Source organism: Streptomyces sp. NK15101, from assembly GCF_020400725.1.
In the GTDB taxonomy this organism is placed as follows: domain Bacteria; phylum Actinomycetota; class Actinomycetes; order Streptomycetales; family Streptomycetaceae; genus Streptomyces.
In genome coordinates this window covers 30794-44852 of sequence record NZ_JAINVG010000062.1, presented here as the reverse complement: position 1 = coordinate 44852, position 14059 = coordinate 30794, and the positions used below count along the sequence as shown (strand labels likewise).

General features: G+C 74.8%; 14 protein-coding genes. 4 read left to right on the top strand and 10 right to left on the bottom strand.

Going from position 1 to position 14059, the window contains the following annotated elements; translation table 11 throughout:
- Positions 1 to 303: 303 nt before the first annotated feature.
- The 3 genes from nadE to K7G60_RS27555 all read right to left on the bottom strand — a co-directional run bounded on the left by nadE (position 304) and on the right by K7G60_RS27555 (position 4539).
- Positions 304 to 1134, bottom strand: a complete 831-nt coding sequence (nadE, locus tag K7G60_RS27565) for an ammonia-dependent NAD(+) synthetase (protein ID WP_225803653.1) — start codon at positions 1132 to 1134, stop codon at positions 304 to 306.
- Positions 1135 to 1199: 65 nt separating this feature from the next.
- Positions 1200 to 2384, bottom strand: a complete 1185-nt coding sequence (locus K7G60_RS27560; RefSeq protein ID WP_225803652.1) for a sulfite oxidase — start codon at positions 2382 to 2384, stop codon at positions 1200 to 1202.
- A gap of 46 nt (positions 2385 to 2430) precedes the next feature.
- Positions 2431 to 4539, bottom strand: a complete 2109-nt coding sequence (locus K7G60_RS27555) for a regulator (protein ID WP_263986389.1) — start codon at positions 4537 to 4539, stop codon at positions 2431 to 2433.
- A gap of 155 nt (positions 4540 to 4694) precedes the next feature.
- Here K7G60_RS27555 and K7G60_RS27550 point away from each other — a divergent pair, with 155 nt between their 5' ends.
- On the top strand, positions 4695 to 5918 hold the full coding sequence (locus K7G60_RS27550) for a GNAT family N-acetyltransferase (protein WP_225803650.1): 1224 nt from the start codon (positions 4695 to 4697) through the stop codon (positions 5916 to 5918).
- A 21-nt stretch (positions 5919 to 5939) separates the two neighbouring features.
- Here the strand turns inward: K7G60_RS27550 and K7G60_RS27545 are convergent, their stop codons facing one another.
- Genes K7G60_RS27545 through K7G60_RS27525 form a run of 5 tightly spaced genes read right to left on the bottom strand, consistent with a single transcriptional unit; the run spans position 5940 to position 10793 of the window.
- A complete protein-coding gene (locus K7G60_RS27545) occupies positions 5940 to 7529 on the bottom strand; it encodes a molybdopterin-dependent oxidoreductase (protein WP_225803649.1) in 1590 nt (529 codons plus the stop codon).
- Between the two features lie 56 nt (positions 7530 to 7585).
- Positions 7586 to 8488 (bottom strand): amino acid ABC transporter permease, encoded by a 903-nt coding sequence (locus K7G60_RS27540; protein WP_225803648.1) that lies wholly within the window; start codon positions 8486 to 8488, stop codon positions 7586 to 7588.
- Positions 8485 to 9150: an amino acid ABC transporter permease gene (locus tag K7G60_RS27535; RefSeq protein WP_225803647.1), complete on the bottom strand. Its 666-nt coding sequence runs from the start codon at positions 9148 to 9150 to the stop codon at positions 8485 to 8487. The genes K7G60_RS27540 and K7G60_RS27535 overlap by 4 nt, the downstream gene beginning before the upstream one ends.
- A gap of 10 nt (positions 9151 to 9160) precedes the next feature.
- On the bottom strand, positions 9161 to 10009 hold the full coding sequence (locus tag K7G60_RS27530; protein ID WP_225803646.1) for a glutamate ABC transporter substrate-binding protein: 849 nt from the start codon (positions 10007 to 10009) through the stop codon (positions 9161 to 9163).
- Positions 10010 to 10037: 28 nt separating this feature from the next.
- Positions 10038 to 10793 (bottom strand): amino acid ABC transporter ATP-binding protein, encoded by a 756-nt coding sequence (locus K7G60_RS27525; RefSeq protein WP_225803645.1) that lies wholly within the window; start codon positions 10791 to 10793, stop codon positions 10038 to 10040.
- A 228-nt stretch (positions 10794 to 11021) separates the two neighbouring features.
- Between K7G60_RS27525 and K7G60_RS27520 the strand changes: the two genes are divergently transcribed.
- Complete coding sequence (locus K7G60_RS27520; protein ID WP_225803644.1) at positions 11022 to 11480, top strand: Crp/Fnr family transcriptional regulator; 459 nt, start codon at positions 11022 to 11024, stop codon at positions 11478 to 11480.
- Between the two features lie 87 nt (positions 11481 to 11567).
- Here the strand turns inward: K7G60_RS27520 and K7G60_RS27515 are convergent, their stop codons facing one another.
- The gene (locus K7G60_RS27515) at positions 11568 to 11723 is read right to left on the bottom strand and encodes a hypothetical protein (RefSeq protein WP_225803643.1); all 156 of its coding nucleotides are present in this window, start codon (positions 11721 to 11723) and stop codon (positions 11568 to 11570) included.
- Between the two features lie 8 nt (positions 11724 to 11731).
- On the opposite strand from K7G60_RS27515, the gene K7G60_RS27510 reads away from it, so the two are divergent.
- Both K7G60_RS27510 and K7G60_RS27505 read left to right on the top strand, forming a co-directional pair.
- Entirely contained in the window at positions 11732 to 12184 is a 453-nt protein-coding gene (locus K7G60_RS27510; RefSeq protein ID WP_225803642.1) for a hypothetical protein, read from the top strand.
- Positions 12185 to 12276: 92 nt separating this feature from the next.
- Entirely contained in the window at positions 12277 to 13638 is a 1362-nt protein-coding gene (locus K7G60_RS27505; RefSeq protein WP_225803656.1) for a carboxyl transferase domain-containing protein, read from the top strand.
- A gap of 37 nt (positions 13639 to 13675) precedes the next feature.
- Here the strand turns inward: K7G60_RS27505 and K7G60_RS27500 are convergent, their stop codons facing one another.
- Positions 13676 to 13999: a plasmid stabilization protein gene (locus tag K7G60_RS27500; protein WP_225803641.1), complete on the bottom strand. Its 324-nt coding sequence runs from the start codon at positions 13997 to 13999 to the stop codon at positions 13676 to 13678.
- Positions 14000 to 14059: the final 60 nt, after the last annotated feature.

The window sequence follows — 14059 nt, the reverse complement described above, 5'->3', positions numbered from 1 at the left end:
GTCCGGGCCTTCGACCGGGCGCAGCGCCTGCAGTCGGGGCTCGCCGGGCGGCCGAAGACCTCGATGCGCTCGCCGTCGGGGCGGGCGTGGTCGAGGGGGACGGGGAAGCGGTGGTCCGTGAGGACGAGGCCCGGCTGCCGGTAGGTGGTCACGCTGCTCCTGCTCCTGTTCGGTACGCCCCCGCGCGGACAGTGGATCACACGGCGCGGGTGTTCCGGGACAGGCCCCTTCCCCGTCGCCGGCGCGGTGGAGGTCGCCCCGGGCCGGGCCGTCCGGGGACGGCCCGGCCCCGCCGGCGGGCGCTCAGGGGGCGATGGGCAGCTGCCGCTTGTGCTCGGTGAGCTCGTAGCGGCGGACGATCGTGGCGTAGGCGTCCTCCGCGACCGGCTTGCCCTCCAGGAAGTCGTCGATGTCGTCGTAGGTGACGCCGAGCGCGTCCTCGTCGGCCTTGCCCGGGTCGAGGGTCTCCAGGTCGGCGGTGGGGGTCTTCCACACCAGCTCGGTCGGCGCGCCCAGTTCGTCGGCGATCGCGCGGACGCGCCGCTTGGTCAGGCCGGTCAGCGGGACGACGTCGGCGGCGCCGTCGCCGAACTTGGTGAAGAAGCCGGAGACGGCCTCGGCGGCGTGGTCGGTGCCGACCACGAGACCGTCGTGGGCGCCGGCGACCGCGTACTGGGCGATCATCCGCTGCCGGGCCTTGATGTTGCCCTGCACGAAGTCCTGGTGGTGGGCGTCGCGGAAGGTCGTCCCGCCGGCGAGGCAGGCCTCCAGGGCCGCGTCGCTGGCCGCCTTGACGTCCACGGTGAGGACCCGGTCGGCGCGGATGAAGCCGAGGGCGGTCTGGGCGTCGTGCTCGTCGGCCTGGACGCCGTACGGCAGGCGCATCGCGTAGAAGGTGGCGTCGTGGCCGGCGGCGCGGGCCCGCTCCACGGCGAGCTGGCAGAGCCGGCCGGCGGTCGTGGAGTCGACGCCGCCGCTGATGCCGAGGACCAGCGAGCGCAGTCCGGTGGAGGTGAGCCGCTCGGTGAGGAAGGCCACCCGGCGCTCGATCTCGGCCTTCGGGTCGAAGGTGTCGGCGACCTGGAGGTCCCGGGCGATCTGCTGCTGGAGGGCGGTGGACGCCGGGTCGGTCACGGAAGTCTCCTCGTCAGGGTCGGTCGGCGGTGTACCCGCTGGTACGGGGTGCACCGACGTCGACTCTACGCGCCGCCCGCCGGGGTCATGGACGCGTCCCGGGAGGAGGGGGCGGACGGGGCCGGGCCGTCCGGGGTGCACAGGACCTCGACCCGCTGGACCAGGTTGTTGGCGAAGCCGCCGCGGTTCCACGGGGCGGTGAGCGGCTGGACGTTCCCCTCGGCGTCGGTGGCCCGCACGGTCAGGTGGCGCAGGCCCGGCGTCGCGTTCCAGGTGGTGTGCCAGGCGGACCAGGCCCAGGGGTGCGCAGGGTCCCGTTCGGTCTCGGCGTCGGTCCAGGCCGCCCCGCCGTCCTCGCTGACCTCGACGCGGGCGATCGGGCCGTGCCCGGACCAGGCGCGGCCGGTGAGCGGCACGGGGCCGGGGCGCACGACGCGGGTGCGGGACATGAAGTCGGGGAAGCCCGGCGGCACCATCAGGGCCCGGGGCGCGATGAGCGTGACGGGCTCCCCCGGTTCGTCCGCCTCCTGGCGCAGGCGGTAGGCGACGCTCTGCTGGAAGCCGGTGTACGGGGTGTCGGTGAGCGTGATGTCGTGGAGCCACTTCACGTGCGCCATGCCGTACCAGCCGGGGACGACGAGCCGGAGGGGGCTGCCGTGCTGCGGCGGCAGGGGCGCGCCGTTCATCGCGTACGCCACGAGGACGTCCCGGGCGGGGTCGGCGGCCGTGGCCAGGGGCAGGCTCCGGCGGTAGTCCTGCTCGACGCCCCGCTCGACCCCGTGGTCGGCGCCGGTGAACACCGCGTCGGCCGCGTCCTCCGCGATGCCCGCCTCGGCGAGGAGCGCGGCGAGCGGGACGCCGGTCCAGTCGGCGGTCCCGACGGCCTCGACCAGCCAGGGCTGGCTGACTGGGCGGGGGGTGAGCCGGGCCCGGCCGTTCCCGGCGCACTCCAGGGTGACCCGGCGGGTGACGGCGGGCCGGGCGCGGAGCGCCGCCAGGTCCAGGTCGAGCGGCCGCAGGACCCGGCCGCCGACGGTGAGCCGCCAGCCGTCCGCCTCGGTGGCGGGGATGTCGTAGTGCACGAGGACGTAGTGGAGTCCGGGCGGGGTGACGTCGTACCGCAGGGCTTCGAGGGGCAGCCCGTGGTTGCGGGCGGCGAGGGCGAGCTCCTGCGCGGTGACGCCCTCCTCGGGGCCGGCCACGCGTCCCGGTGTGCTGATGTCGCTCAGACCACTCAGGGATCCGTCCATGCCCCCATGGTGCGCCGGGGCGGGGGGCCCGGCACGTCAAGCCCCGTCAGTCCTGCCGGGGGCCGCCCAGGGCGCGGTCGAGGCCGTCCTGCGGGAGGCCGGTGAGGGCGCGGACGAAGATCTCCTCGTAGGCGGGTTCGCCGATCGTCGCGCGGACGGTGTCCGCGTACTTCTCGTGCAGGGCCCGCAGGCCGAGCAGGCCGCGCCGGGGCTGGCCGGTGGAGCGCCAGTACGCCTCGCCCGTGCCGCTCACGTCGGCGGCGCGCTCGCCGTCCCCGGCGGCCGCGAGGGCGGTGGCGAGGACGTCGAGACCGAGGGCGACGCCGAGGCTGGCGCCGAGGCTGCGGGTGCCTTCGAGCATGGCGCGGGCGTGGCCGGAGGCGGCCGCCGGATCGCCCTCCAGGAGGCCGGTGAGGGCCAGCTGGTACTCGAGGGCGGTGCGGGTCCAGTGCTCGTCGAGCTCCTCGCACCGGGCGCGCAGCCGGAGCGCCCGCTCCCGGGCCTCGGCGAGGCGGCCGAGGCCGGTGAGGGCGAAGACCCGCACGAGCCGGCAGCGGAGCAGGGCGGCGGAGTCGGCGGGGCCGCCCCGGGCGGCGTCGAGGACGTGGTCCACGACGACGTACGCGGCCATGGGCCGGCCGGTGGTCAGGGCGAGGAGTCCGGCGAGGGCGGCGGCGTCGAGGGTGAGGTCGCCGGGCCGGCCGCGGTCGCCGGGCGGAGCCCCCTCGTGGGGCGGGGACTCGACGTGTTCCGTGTACCTGGCCTCGCGGGCGCAGCGCTCGCTCACCTCCTGCGCGGCGCCGGACTCGCCCTGCAGGGTCAGGGTGACGCCGAGGGCCCACAGGGCGCGGGCGCGGGCGCGGCCCCGGGTCCCGCTGCGGAGGAGGGCCCGTTCGAGGCCGTCGCGGGCCTCGTGGAGGCGGCCCCGGCAGGACCAGGCGAAGGCGACGGAGCCGACGAGGTCGAGGGCGGCGTCGGGATCGGTGCGCAGCAGCCGGTCCAGGGCGGTGCGCAGGTCGGTGTGGTGCGCGTCGACGGTCCGGTACCAGCGGAGTTGGCGGGCGCCGTGCCATGCGGTCTCGGCCCGGCGGGCCAGATCCCGGAAGTGGGCGGCGTGCCGTTCGGCGACCGTCGCGGTCTCGCCGGTGCGGTCCAGCCAGGTCGCCCCGTACTCGCGGATGGTGTCGAGCATGCGGAGTCTGCCGGCGGCGTCCGGCGGGCGGACCACGGAGGAGCGGACGAGTCCGTCGAGCGCGTCGGGCAGGGTCGTGCGGTCCAGGGGCCCGCCGGCGCAGACGGCGGTCGCGGAGGCGAGGTCGAAGGGGCCGCGGAAGACGGAGAGCCGGGCCCAGAGGAGGCGTTCGAGGGGGGTGCTCAGCTCGTGGCTCCAGCCGATGGCGGCGCGCAGGGTCTGGTGGCGGCTCGGCCAGACCCGCTCGGGGTGGGCGAGCAGGTCGAAGCGGGCCGCCGGCGGGGCGTCGAGGCGGGTGCCGAGCTGGTCGCGGACGGCTTCGGCGCCCTGGAGGCGGATCTGCGCGGCGGCCAGCTCCAGGGCGAGCGGGATGCCCTCCAGGCGTACGCAGATCTCGCCGGCGGGCCCGGCGGCGGGGAAGTCCTCGCCGGCGGCCCGGCGGAGGAGTTCCAGGGCGTCGCGTCCGGCGGGCGGCAGCGGGTCGAGGGCGACGACCCGCTCCCCCGGGACGCCGAGGGGGCGGCGGCTGGTGGCGAGGACGGTGAGTCCGGGGGCGGCGGCGAGGAGTTCGGTGACGAGCCGGGCGCAGGGTTCGGCGAGGTGCTCGCAGGAGTCGAGGACGAGGAGCAGCCGGTCGTCGGCGAGGCGGCGGCCGAGCCCGGTGCCGGCCATGCCGGGGGTGTGGTCGGCGAGGTCGACGGAGTCGGCGACGAGCGGGACGAGGAGCCGCTCGCCGTCCAGCTGGGCGAGGTCGGTCCACCAGGCGCCGTCCGGGTGTCCGTCGGCGGCGCGGTGCGCGGCGCGCAGCGCGAGCCGGGTCTTCCCGACTCCCCCGACGCCGGTCACGGTGACGAGGCGGTGGTCCGCCAAAGCGGCGGACACGCGCTCCAGTTCCGTGCGGCGTCCCACGAAACCGGGGTTCTCGTCCGGCAGATGTCCACGCACGGGAGCAGTCTCCCTCATGCGCGGCCCGAACGGACGGGCCGAGCCGGTTCGTTACGCTGTCGATCTCCGTTCCGGACCGGCCGTAATTCGTTTGACCCGGTCGCGGGGCGCGGCTGCACTGTGCGGGGGCGCCACGGACGGTGGCGCCGGTGTTCCGGGAGGCAGCAGTACCGATGAAGATCCGCCCCACGACCGACCAGGACCACGAGGTCTTCCTCGACACGCTGCACACCGCGTTCGGGCTCTTCCCCGAGACGCCGGCCGAGGACGGTGGAGGGGTCTGGTGGTCGGCGTTCGAGATGGAGCGCGGCCTGCTCGCCCTGGCGGAGGACGGGCGGCCCGTCGGCACCGCCGCTTCGTACTCCTTCGAGCTCACCCTGCCGGGCGGGGCCCTCGTCCCGGTGGGCGGGGTGACCGCCGTCGGCGTGCTGCCCTCGCACCGACGCCGGGGCGTGCTCGGCGCGATGATGCGGCACCAGCTCACCGAGCTGCGGGCCCGGGGGGACCTCCTCTCCGTACTGCTGGCCTCCGAGGCCACGATCTACGGCAGGTTCGGCTACGGTCCGGCGACCTTCACGCAGCGGCTGACCGTGCCGCGCAGGCGGGCCGCGCTCGCCGTTCCCCGAGCTCGCGGGACGGCGGACGGCGCGGACACGGGCTCGATCGAGGTGCTGCGGCGCGCCGACTGCGCGAAGGTCCTCGAAGAGGTCTACGACCGGTACCGCCGCGCGCAGCCCGGCGCCCTGTCCCGGCCGCACCGCTGGTGGGCCCTGCGGGCGGGGCAGCCCCCGATCGCTCCGGCGCCGCGTCACGTCGCCGTCCACCGGGACGCCGACGGGATCCCGGACGGTTACGTCAGTTACGCCGTCGGCGACGACCGCACCCTGACCGCCGACGAGACGATCGCCACCGACGACGCCGTCTTCACGGCCCTTGCCCGGTTCGTGCTGGAACACGACCTGGTCAGTACGGTCGTGCTGAAGCACGTCCCGCCGGAGCACCCGCTGCGCCTGCAGCTCGCGGACCTCCGCGCCGGCGAAGTGGGCAGCCCCGACGACTGGCTCTGGGTGCGGCTGCTCGACGTCCCGGGGGCGCTGACCGCGCGCGGCTGGTTCTCGGACGGCGAGCTCGTCCTCGACGTGGACGACCCGTTCCTCGGCGAGCACGGCCGGTACCTGCTGACCGTCCGGGACGGCAAGGCCGAGTGCGTCCCGACGGACCGGGAGCCCGATCTCTCCCTGGACGTGCGGGACCTGGGCGCGGTCTACCTCGGCGGCACCGCCCCGAGCACCCTCGTGCGCGCCGGACACGTCCGGGCCCACCGCCCGGGCGCGGCGGTCCTCGCCGACGCCCTGTTCCGCGGTGACCGCACCCCGCACTGCCTGCACTGGTTCTGACCGCGCGCCGCCCGGCCGGCGTCACGCCCCTTCGACCGTGACGTCGACCGAGTGCCACCCCTGGGCTCCGTCGGGCATGGTGCCGGTGCGGTGTTCCGGCTGGGTGGTGCCGGTGCCGTCGGTGGCGCGGACGGTGAGGGTGTGGCGGCCGGGGGTGGCGGTCCAGGGGTGAACCCACTGGCGCCAGGTGTCGGCGCTGTCCTCGGCCGCGAGCCGGGCGTCCTGCCAGGGGCCGTCGTCGATCCGTACCTGGACCCGGTGGATGCCGCGGCGCTGGGCCCAGGCGACCCCGGCGACCATGACGGTGCCGGCGGCGGGTCGGGCGAAGGGGCGGGGGGTGTCGATGCGGGACTGCGTCTTGACGGGGGCCTGCGCCGCCCAGCCCTGCGGGACCCAGTAGGCGTCGTACGCGTCGAAGGTGGTGAGCTCGATCGACTCGATCCACTTGCAGGCCGACACGTAGCCGTACAGGCCGGGGACGAGCATGCGGACGGGGAAGCCGTGGGCGAAGGGCAGGGGTTCGCCGTTCATCCCGAAGGCCAGGAGGGCGTCGCGGCCGTCCATGACGGCTTCGACGGGGGTGCCGATGGTCATGCCGTCGACGGAGCGGGCGACCAGCTGGTCGGCGGGGCCGCCCTCGGAGGGCGGACGGACGCCGGCCTCGCGGAGCAGGGGGGCGAGGGGGACGCCGAGCCAGCGGGCGTTGCCGACGAGTGAGCCGCCGACCTCGTTGGAGACGCAGCAGAGGGTGATGTCCCGTTCCGCCGTCGGCCGGGCCGTGAGCTCCCGCAGGGTGAGGGTGCGTTCCGCGCGGACGCCGCTGCCGTGGAGGCGCAGCCGCCAGCGGTCGGCATCGACCCGGGGGACGACGAGCGCGGTGTCGACGCGGTAGAAGTCGTGGTTCGGGGTGACGAAGGGGCTGATTCCGGGGACGTCGAGCTGTGCTCCGGCGGGCACGGCCGGCGCGGGGGAATCGGGCCGGGGCAGGCGCAGGGCCGCACGGGAGGCTGCGGCGTTCTCCTGTACGGGGCTGCCGGCGGCGCGGCCGAGGGCGGCGGCGCCGGTCGCGGCGAGGCCGGTGGAGGCGGCGACGATCAGGAAGCCGCGCCGGTCCGCCCGGGCGGTGCCGGGCCGGGGGGTGAGGAGCCGGCCGGTCAGGACGTACAGGAGGAGCGCGCCGGCCGCGGCTCCGGCGAGGGAGGGGACGGCGTCCAGGGCGGTGTCGGAGTCGGGGCGGGTGACGGCGGCGAGGGCCCCGAGGAGGCCGAAGGCGGCGACGACGGCCGTGCCGAGCGGGCGGTGGCGCAGTGCGAGCAGTCCGACGGCGAGGGCGAGGAGGGCGAGGACGAGCACGATGCCGAGTTGGAGGACGGTCTTGTCGCTCTCGCCGAAGGCGCGGATGGCCCATTCCTTGACGGCGGCGGGGGTCCGGTCGACGACGGCGCCGCCGACGGCCGGGACGGGGCTCGCCTCGGGGCGTACCCGGGAGGCGACGAGGTCCGCGACGGCCAGGGAGACGTACGCCGAGACCAGGCCGCCGAGCGCGGCGAGGAGGCGGTCGGTGCGGGTGGGTTCGTGGTGCGGCGCGGGCGGGGTGCCGGTGGCGTTCATGGTGGGTGTTTCGGCATGCCCGGCCGCCTGGACGGGCCGCGTCACCCGTACGGGTCTCAGTGCGTGTCGGGGTGCTCGCCCGGTGTCGCCAGTTCCTCCACCGCCTCGGCTCCGACGACGGCGCCGGTGGACTTCTTGCCGCGGCGCAGCCGGCGTTCGAGCCAGGAGGCGAAGGTGGTGAGCGCGAAGTTGAGGGCGATGAAGATCACGGCGACGACGGTGAAGCAGGCGATCGTGTTGGCGCCGTAGTTGGCGCTCATCGGGCGGACGGAGGCGAGGAGTTCGGAGAAGCCGAGCATCGCGCCGCCGAGGGCGGTGTCCTTGACGATGACGACGAGCTGGCTGACGAGGGCGGGCAGCATGGCGGTGACGGACTGCGGCAGGAGGACGTGGGCCATGGTCTGGCCCTTGCGCATGCCGATGGCCTTGGCGGCGTCGGTCTGGCCGGTGGGGAGGGCGAGGATGCCGGCGCGGACGACCTCGGCGAGCACGGAGGCGTTGTAGAGGACGAGGCCGGTGACGACGGCGTACAGGGGGCGGGTGTCCGGGCTGATGTCGGTGAACTCGGAGTAGGCGGCGTTCGCGAAGAGCATCAGGATCAGGACGGGGATGGCCCGGAAGAACTCGACGACGGTGCCGGCCGCGGCGCGGACGGTCCGGTGGTCGGAGAGCCGCAGGATGCCGAGGAGCGCGCCCAGGGGCAGGGCGATGACCATGGCGAGCGCGGCGGCGATCACGGTGTTCTTCAGGGCGGGCAGGATGTACGTCTCCCAGACGCGGGCGTCGGTGAAGAAGGGTGCCCACTTGGACCATTCGAGCTGGTTCTTGTCGGCGAGGCTCGCCACGACCCACCAGATCACGGCGGCGAACGCGAGCAGGAACAGCACGGTCCACAGGATGTTGCGGCGCCGGGCGCGCGGGCCGGGGACGTCGTAGAGGACCGTCGGTGTGTCCTTCACCGCTTCACCGCCACCTTCTTGGCCACCCAGCCGAGGAAGAGGCCGGTGGGCAGGGTGAGGCAGAGGAAGCCGACGGCGAAGATCGCGGAGATCAGGATGAGCTGGGCCTCGTTCTCGATCATCTCGCGCATCAGCAGGGCCGCTTCGGCGACGCCGATGGCGGCGGCGACGGTGGTGTTCTTGGTGAGGGCGATGAGGACGTTGGTGAGGGGGCCGACGACGGAGCGGAAGGCCTGCGGGAGCACGATCAGCCGTAGCACCTGGGTGAAGTTGAGGCCGATGGCGCGGGCGGCCTCGACCTGCCCGAGGGGGACGGTGTTGATGCCGGAGCGCAGGGCCTCGCAGACGAACGCGCTGGTGTAGGCGGTGAGGCCGAGGACGGCGAGCCGGAAGTTGATGGTGGTGAACCGTTCGGCGCCGAGGGTGACGCCGAGGGTCTGGAAGAGGCCGAGCGAGGTGAAGACGATGATGACGGTGAGGGGGATGTTGCGGACGATGTTGACGTAGGCGGTGCCGAAGCCCCGCATGAGGGGGACGGGGCTGACGCGCATCGCGGCCAGCAGCGTCCCCCAGACGAGGGAGCCGATCGCGGAGTAGACGGTGAGCTGCACCGTCACCCAGAAGGCTCCGAGCAGGTCGTACCCCTGGAGGAAGTCGAACACGGCGGCCTGCTCACTGGACGACGACGCCGATCTTCGGGGCGGGCTCGTTCTGGTAGCCGGCGGGGCCGAGGTTCTTCTTGACCGCCGCTTCCCAGGAGCCGTCGGCGACCATCTTCTCCAGGGCCGTGTTGATCTTGCCCTTGAGGTCGCTGCCCTTCTGGACGCCGATGCCGTAGTTCTCGTTGCTCATCTTGAAGCCGCCGAGCTTGAACTTGCCCTTGAACTCGGGCTGCGAGGCGTACCCGGCGAGGATCGAGTCGTCGGTGGTGACGGCGTCGATGACCCCGTTCTCCAGTCCGGTCAGGCACTCGGAGTAGCCGCCGTACTCCTGGAGCTGGGCGTCGGGGGCGATCTTGTCCTTGACGTTCTGCGCGGAGGTCGAGCCGGTGACCGAGCAGAGCTTCTTGTTGTTCAGGTCGGACGGCTTCTTGATCGAGTCGTCGTCCGCCCGGATCAGGACGTCCTGGTGGGCGAGGAGGTAGGGACCCGCGAAGTCGACCTTCTCCGCCCTCTTGTCGTTGATCGAGTACGAGGCCGCGATGAAGTCCACGTCGCCGCGCTGGAGCAGCGTCTCGCGGTCGGCGCTCTTGGCCTCCTTCCACACGATGTCGGACGGCTGGTGGCCGAGCTGCTTGGCCACATAGGTCGCCACGTCGACGTCGAGGCCGGTGTAGGTGCCGTCGGGGGTCTTCAGGCCGATGCCGGGCTGGTCGAACTTGATGCCGACGGTGATCTTGTCGCCGTCGCCGTGGTCTCGGGGCGCGCCGGCCGCGGCGTTCGCGAATCCTGCCGAGGTGACGGAGAGGACGACGGCCGCGGCGGCCGCCACGACGGCCCTGCTGGTCCTGAGCGGGTTCATGAGGATCACCCCTGGGGCTGCTGACAGGTCAGTGGTGGAGGATCTTGGAGAGGAAGTCCTTGGCCCGGTCGCTGCGCGGGTTGCTGAAGAACTCGTCCGGGGTCGTCTCCTCGACGACGCGTCCGTCGGCCATGAAGACCACGCGGTTGGCGGCGGAGCGCGCGAAGCCCATCTCGTGGGTCACGACCACCATCGTCATGCCGTCCCGGGCCAGCTGCTGCATGACCTCCAGGACCTCGTTGATCATCTCCGGGTCGAGGGCCGAGGTCGGCTCGTCGAAGAGCATCACCTTCGGGTCCATGGCGAGCGCGCGGGCGATCGCCACGCGCTGCTGCTGACCACCCGAGAGCTGGGCCGGGTACTTGTCCGCCTGCGAGGCGACGCCGACCCGGTCGAGGAGGGCGCGGGCCCTCTCCTCGGCCTTCTTCCGGTCCTTCTTGCGGACCTTGATCTGCCCGAGGGTCACGTTGTCGAGCACCGTCTTGTGCGCGAAGAGGTTGAAGGACTGGAAGACCATGCCCACGTCGGCCCGCAGGGCCGCCAGTTCGCGTCCTTCGGCGGGCAGCGGCCGCCCGTCGACGACGATCTCGCCCTGGTCGATGGTCTCCAGCCGGTTGATCGCCCGGCACAGCGTCGACTTCCCCGAGCCGGACGGCCCGATGACGACCACGACCTCGCCGCGGTGGATCGTGAGGTCGATGGACCGGAGGACGTGCAGGGTTCCGAAGTGCTTGTCGACCCCGCGCAGTACGACGAGCGCGTCGCCGCCGTCCGGGACGGGCATGGCACCCTCCTGGGTCACGCCCCCCGCTTGCCGCTCCCTCCCAGGTTCATGCTCCGCCCTCCACCCGTCCGGCGCACTCCGGGCGGGGGACGCGCGGAGGGTGAGCGCACGGGCACGCTGCGGGACGCCGGTCCGGGGACGGCTCCGCCGGACGGTCCGGAGCCTGCGCGGGGCGGCGGTCGGGCCCACACTGGGGGTGGGAGCCGAGTGCGCGAGGAGGGACCCGCCATGAGCAGCGCCGCCCCCAAGGTCAGCACGTTGCCGCCGGAGCACCGGGAGCGACTGATGGCCTTCGCCGAGGACGTGTACTTCGAGTCCGGTCACCGCCTGTTCGAGGAGCAGCAGCACGCGGACCGGTTCTGGATCGTGAAGACGGGCGCGGTGACCCTCGACGCGAAGGTGCCGGGCCGGGGAGCGCCCGTGATCGAGACCCTGCGCCACGGCGAGCTGGTCGGGCTCTCCTGGCTGTTCCCGCCGTACCTGTGCCAGTCGGGGGCCGAGGCGATGACGCCGGTCCGGGCGTACGAGTTCGACGCCCCGGCCGTGCGGTCGATGTGCCACTCGGACACGGAGTTCGGCGCCTCGGTCATCTTCTGGGTGGGGTCGATCCTCGCCCACCGCCTCCATGTGACCCGGGTCCGTCTCCTCGACCTGTACGCCCCGCACGGGAGCGGCGTCCTGGCCTGACCGGCGGCGTGCCGTCGGCACGGCGCCGGTCAGGCTCCGGGACGGTCGGGCGCGGTCAGGCGGTCAGGCGGTCAGGCGGTCAGGCGGTCAGGCGAGGAGGTCGTCCGCCAGGTCCGCCCGTCCGACGACGCCGACGCCGACGCCGAGCTTGCGGCAGATCCCGCCGAGGCGGTCCTCCGCGGTCCGCGCGGACAGGACGTACGCCTCGGCGACCTCCCGGCTCGTACGGCCGCGGGCGGCCATCGGGCGCGATGTCCCGCTCCCGGGCGCTGAGCGGCCCCGGCGAGCACGGGGTGGCCGCTTCCTGGCACCGGCCGCACAGCGCGAGGGCCCGGGCGGCGGCCCTCGCGGCGCCCGCCGCGCGGTCCCGGCGCCAGGCTCCGGCTGCCTCGGCCGCGTACAGGTGCGGACCGAGCGCGCCCATCCGCTCGGCGACGGCTTCCAGGGCCGCCGGATCGGGCCCGCCCGCGGAGGCCGGCGCCGCCGCACGGGCGGCGCCGGCCTCCGCGAGGGAGCCCTGGACGAGCGCGGTCGCCGCCGCCAGGTCCGCCGCGACGGCGCCGACGGCCGTACGGGAGCCCCCGGCCCCGGCGCGGACCACACGGGAGTGGGCGGAGGCCATGCGGGTGGTCGGCTTCCGCCTCGGCAGGGAGGCCGACCGACGGCGGATCGCCCGCCGTCCGGGGTTCGTACCGGACGGCTGACGGCTGACGGCTGACGGCTACCGGACGGTAGGGTGGAGGTGCAGCAGCGCACCATCCGTCCGCACACTCCGGCGACGAGCGGCGAGGCCCGCATGAGCGACCCGACGACGGCACGCGAGGCGATCGCCCTCGTCACCGACGACTTCAGCGAACTCCCCTTCGCGGAAGGCCCCCTGACCGATGACGGGCCGATCGGCTGGCCCGGCTACTCCGCCGCGCACGCCCGCGCCGCCGACCGCACCGGCGAGACCGAGTCGGTGGTCTGCGGCACGGGCGTGGTGGGCGGGGTGACGGCGGTGCTGATCTCCTTCGAGTTCCGGTTCCTCGGCGGGTCCCTCGGGGAGCGGACGGGCGCGCGGGCCACCGCCGCCCACGCCCTCGCCCGGGCCCGGCGGCTGCCCGTGGTCGTCCTCCCTGCCACCGGCGGCAGCCGGATGCACGAGGGCATGCGCGCCCTCCTGCAACTCCAGTACCTGGCCCGCGAGTCGGAGGCCACCCGGGCCGCCGGGCTTCCGCAGATCGCCGTCCTGCGGGATCCGACGACGGGCGGCGGCTGGGCCACGCTCGGAGCCGGCTCCGACGTCGTCCTCGCCCTGCCCGGCGCCCAGGTCGGTTTCGCCGGCTCCCGCGTACGGCCGCCGGACGCGGACCCGGCGGCGTACACCGCCGAGGCGCAGCTCGCCCACGGTCACCTCGACGCGATCGTGCCGCCCGCCGCGCTGCGGGAGACCCTGGGGCGCTGGCTGTCGCTGCTCGTCCGGCCCGCCGAGGGGCCCGTTCCGCCGCCGTACGCGCTCGGCGACCCCGGGACGTCGCCCGCCGCGAGCGGCCGGGAGGCGGTGGCGCGCGCCCGGCATCCGGACCGGCCCCGGGCCGCCGCGTACCTCGACGCCCACTTCACCCTGCGCGAGGAGATCTCCGGCGACCGCTGCGGAGGCGTCGACCCGGGCATGCGGTGCGGCTTCGGGCGGCTCCCCGACGGCCGTACCGTCGCCTACGCCGCCCAGGACGGCACCGCGACCCGGCCGGCCGGCTTCCGCACGGCGGCCCGCCTCGTGCGCCTGGCCGACCGGCTCGGCATCCCGGTGCTCACCCTGGTGGACACCCCGGGCGCCGCCAACGACCCGGCGGCGGAGCGCGCGGGCGCGGGGACGGCGATCGCCGACCTGTTCGCCGCCGTCGCCTCCGCCCGCACCCCGCTCACCTCGCTGCTCATCGGCGAGGGCGGCTCCGGCGGCGCCCTGGCCCTCGCCGCCCCGGGCAACACCTGGGCCACGCCGGACGGTTACTTCTCCGTCATCGCGCCCGAGGCCGCCGCCGCCATCCTCAAACGGGTCCCCGAAGAGGCCGCGACCACCGCCGACCAGCTGCGCCTGCGCCCCCAGGACCTGGTGGACCTCGGCGTCGTCCGGGGCGTCGTGGGGCCACCTCCGGGGCGGCCCCGGACCCGATGAGCGGCCGGGAGGTCCGGGCGACCGGCCGGAGCCGCCCCTACTCGCCCAGGGCGCGCTTCAGTCCGGCCTTGTCCATCGAGGACCGGCCGTGGATGTTGCGGCGCTGCGCCTCGGCGTAGAGCTGGTCGTAGGTCGGGCCCTGCGAGCCGGTGTGCGAGCGCTTGCCGCCGCGGCGCGAGGAGGACATGTCCTGCGTCGAGCTCTTGCTCGCGGTCTTCGCCTCGCCGGACCGCGCCCGCTCCTTGTTCACCGTGCGCGCGGCGATCTCCTCGGCGCGCTCCTCGCTCTCGCCCCGGGCCAGAGCGCTCTCCTTGATGTGCTCGTACTGCCGCTCCCGCTTGGCGCTCGATCCGCGCGGCATGACCCGCTCCTCTCCGTCCGGACGCGACTGCCCCCGCGTCCGGCGCCTGCCCGCCCCCGC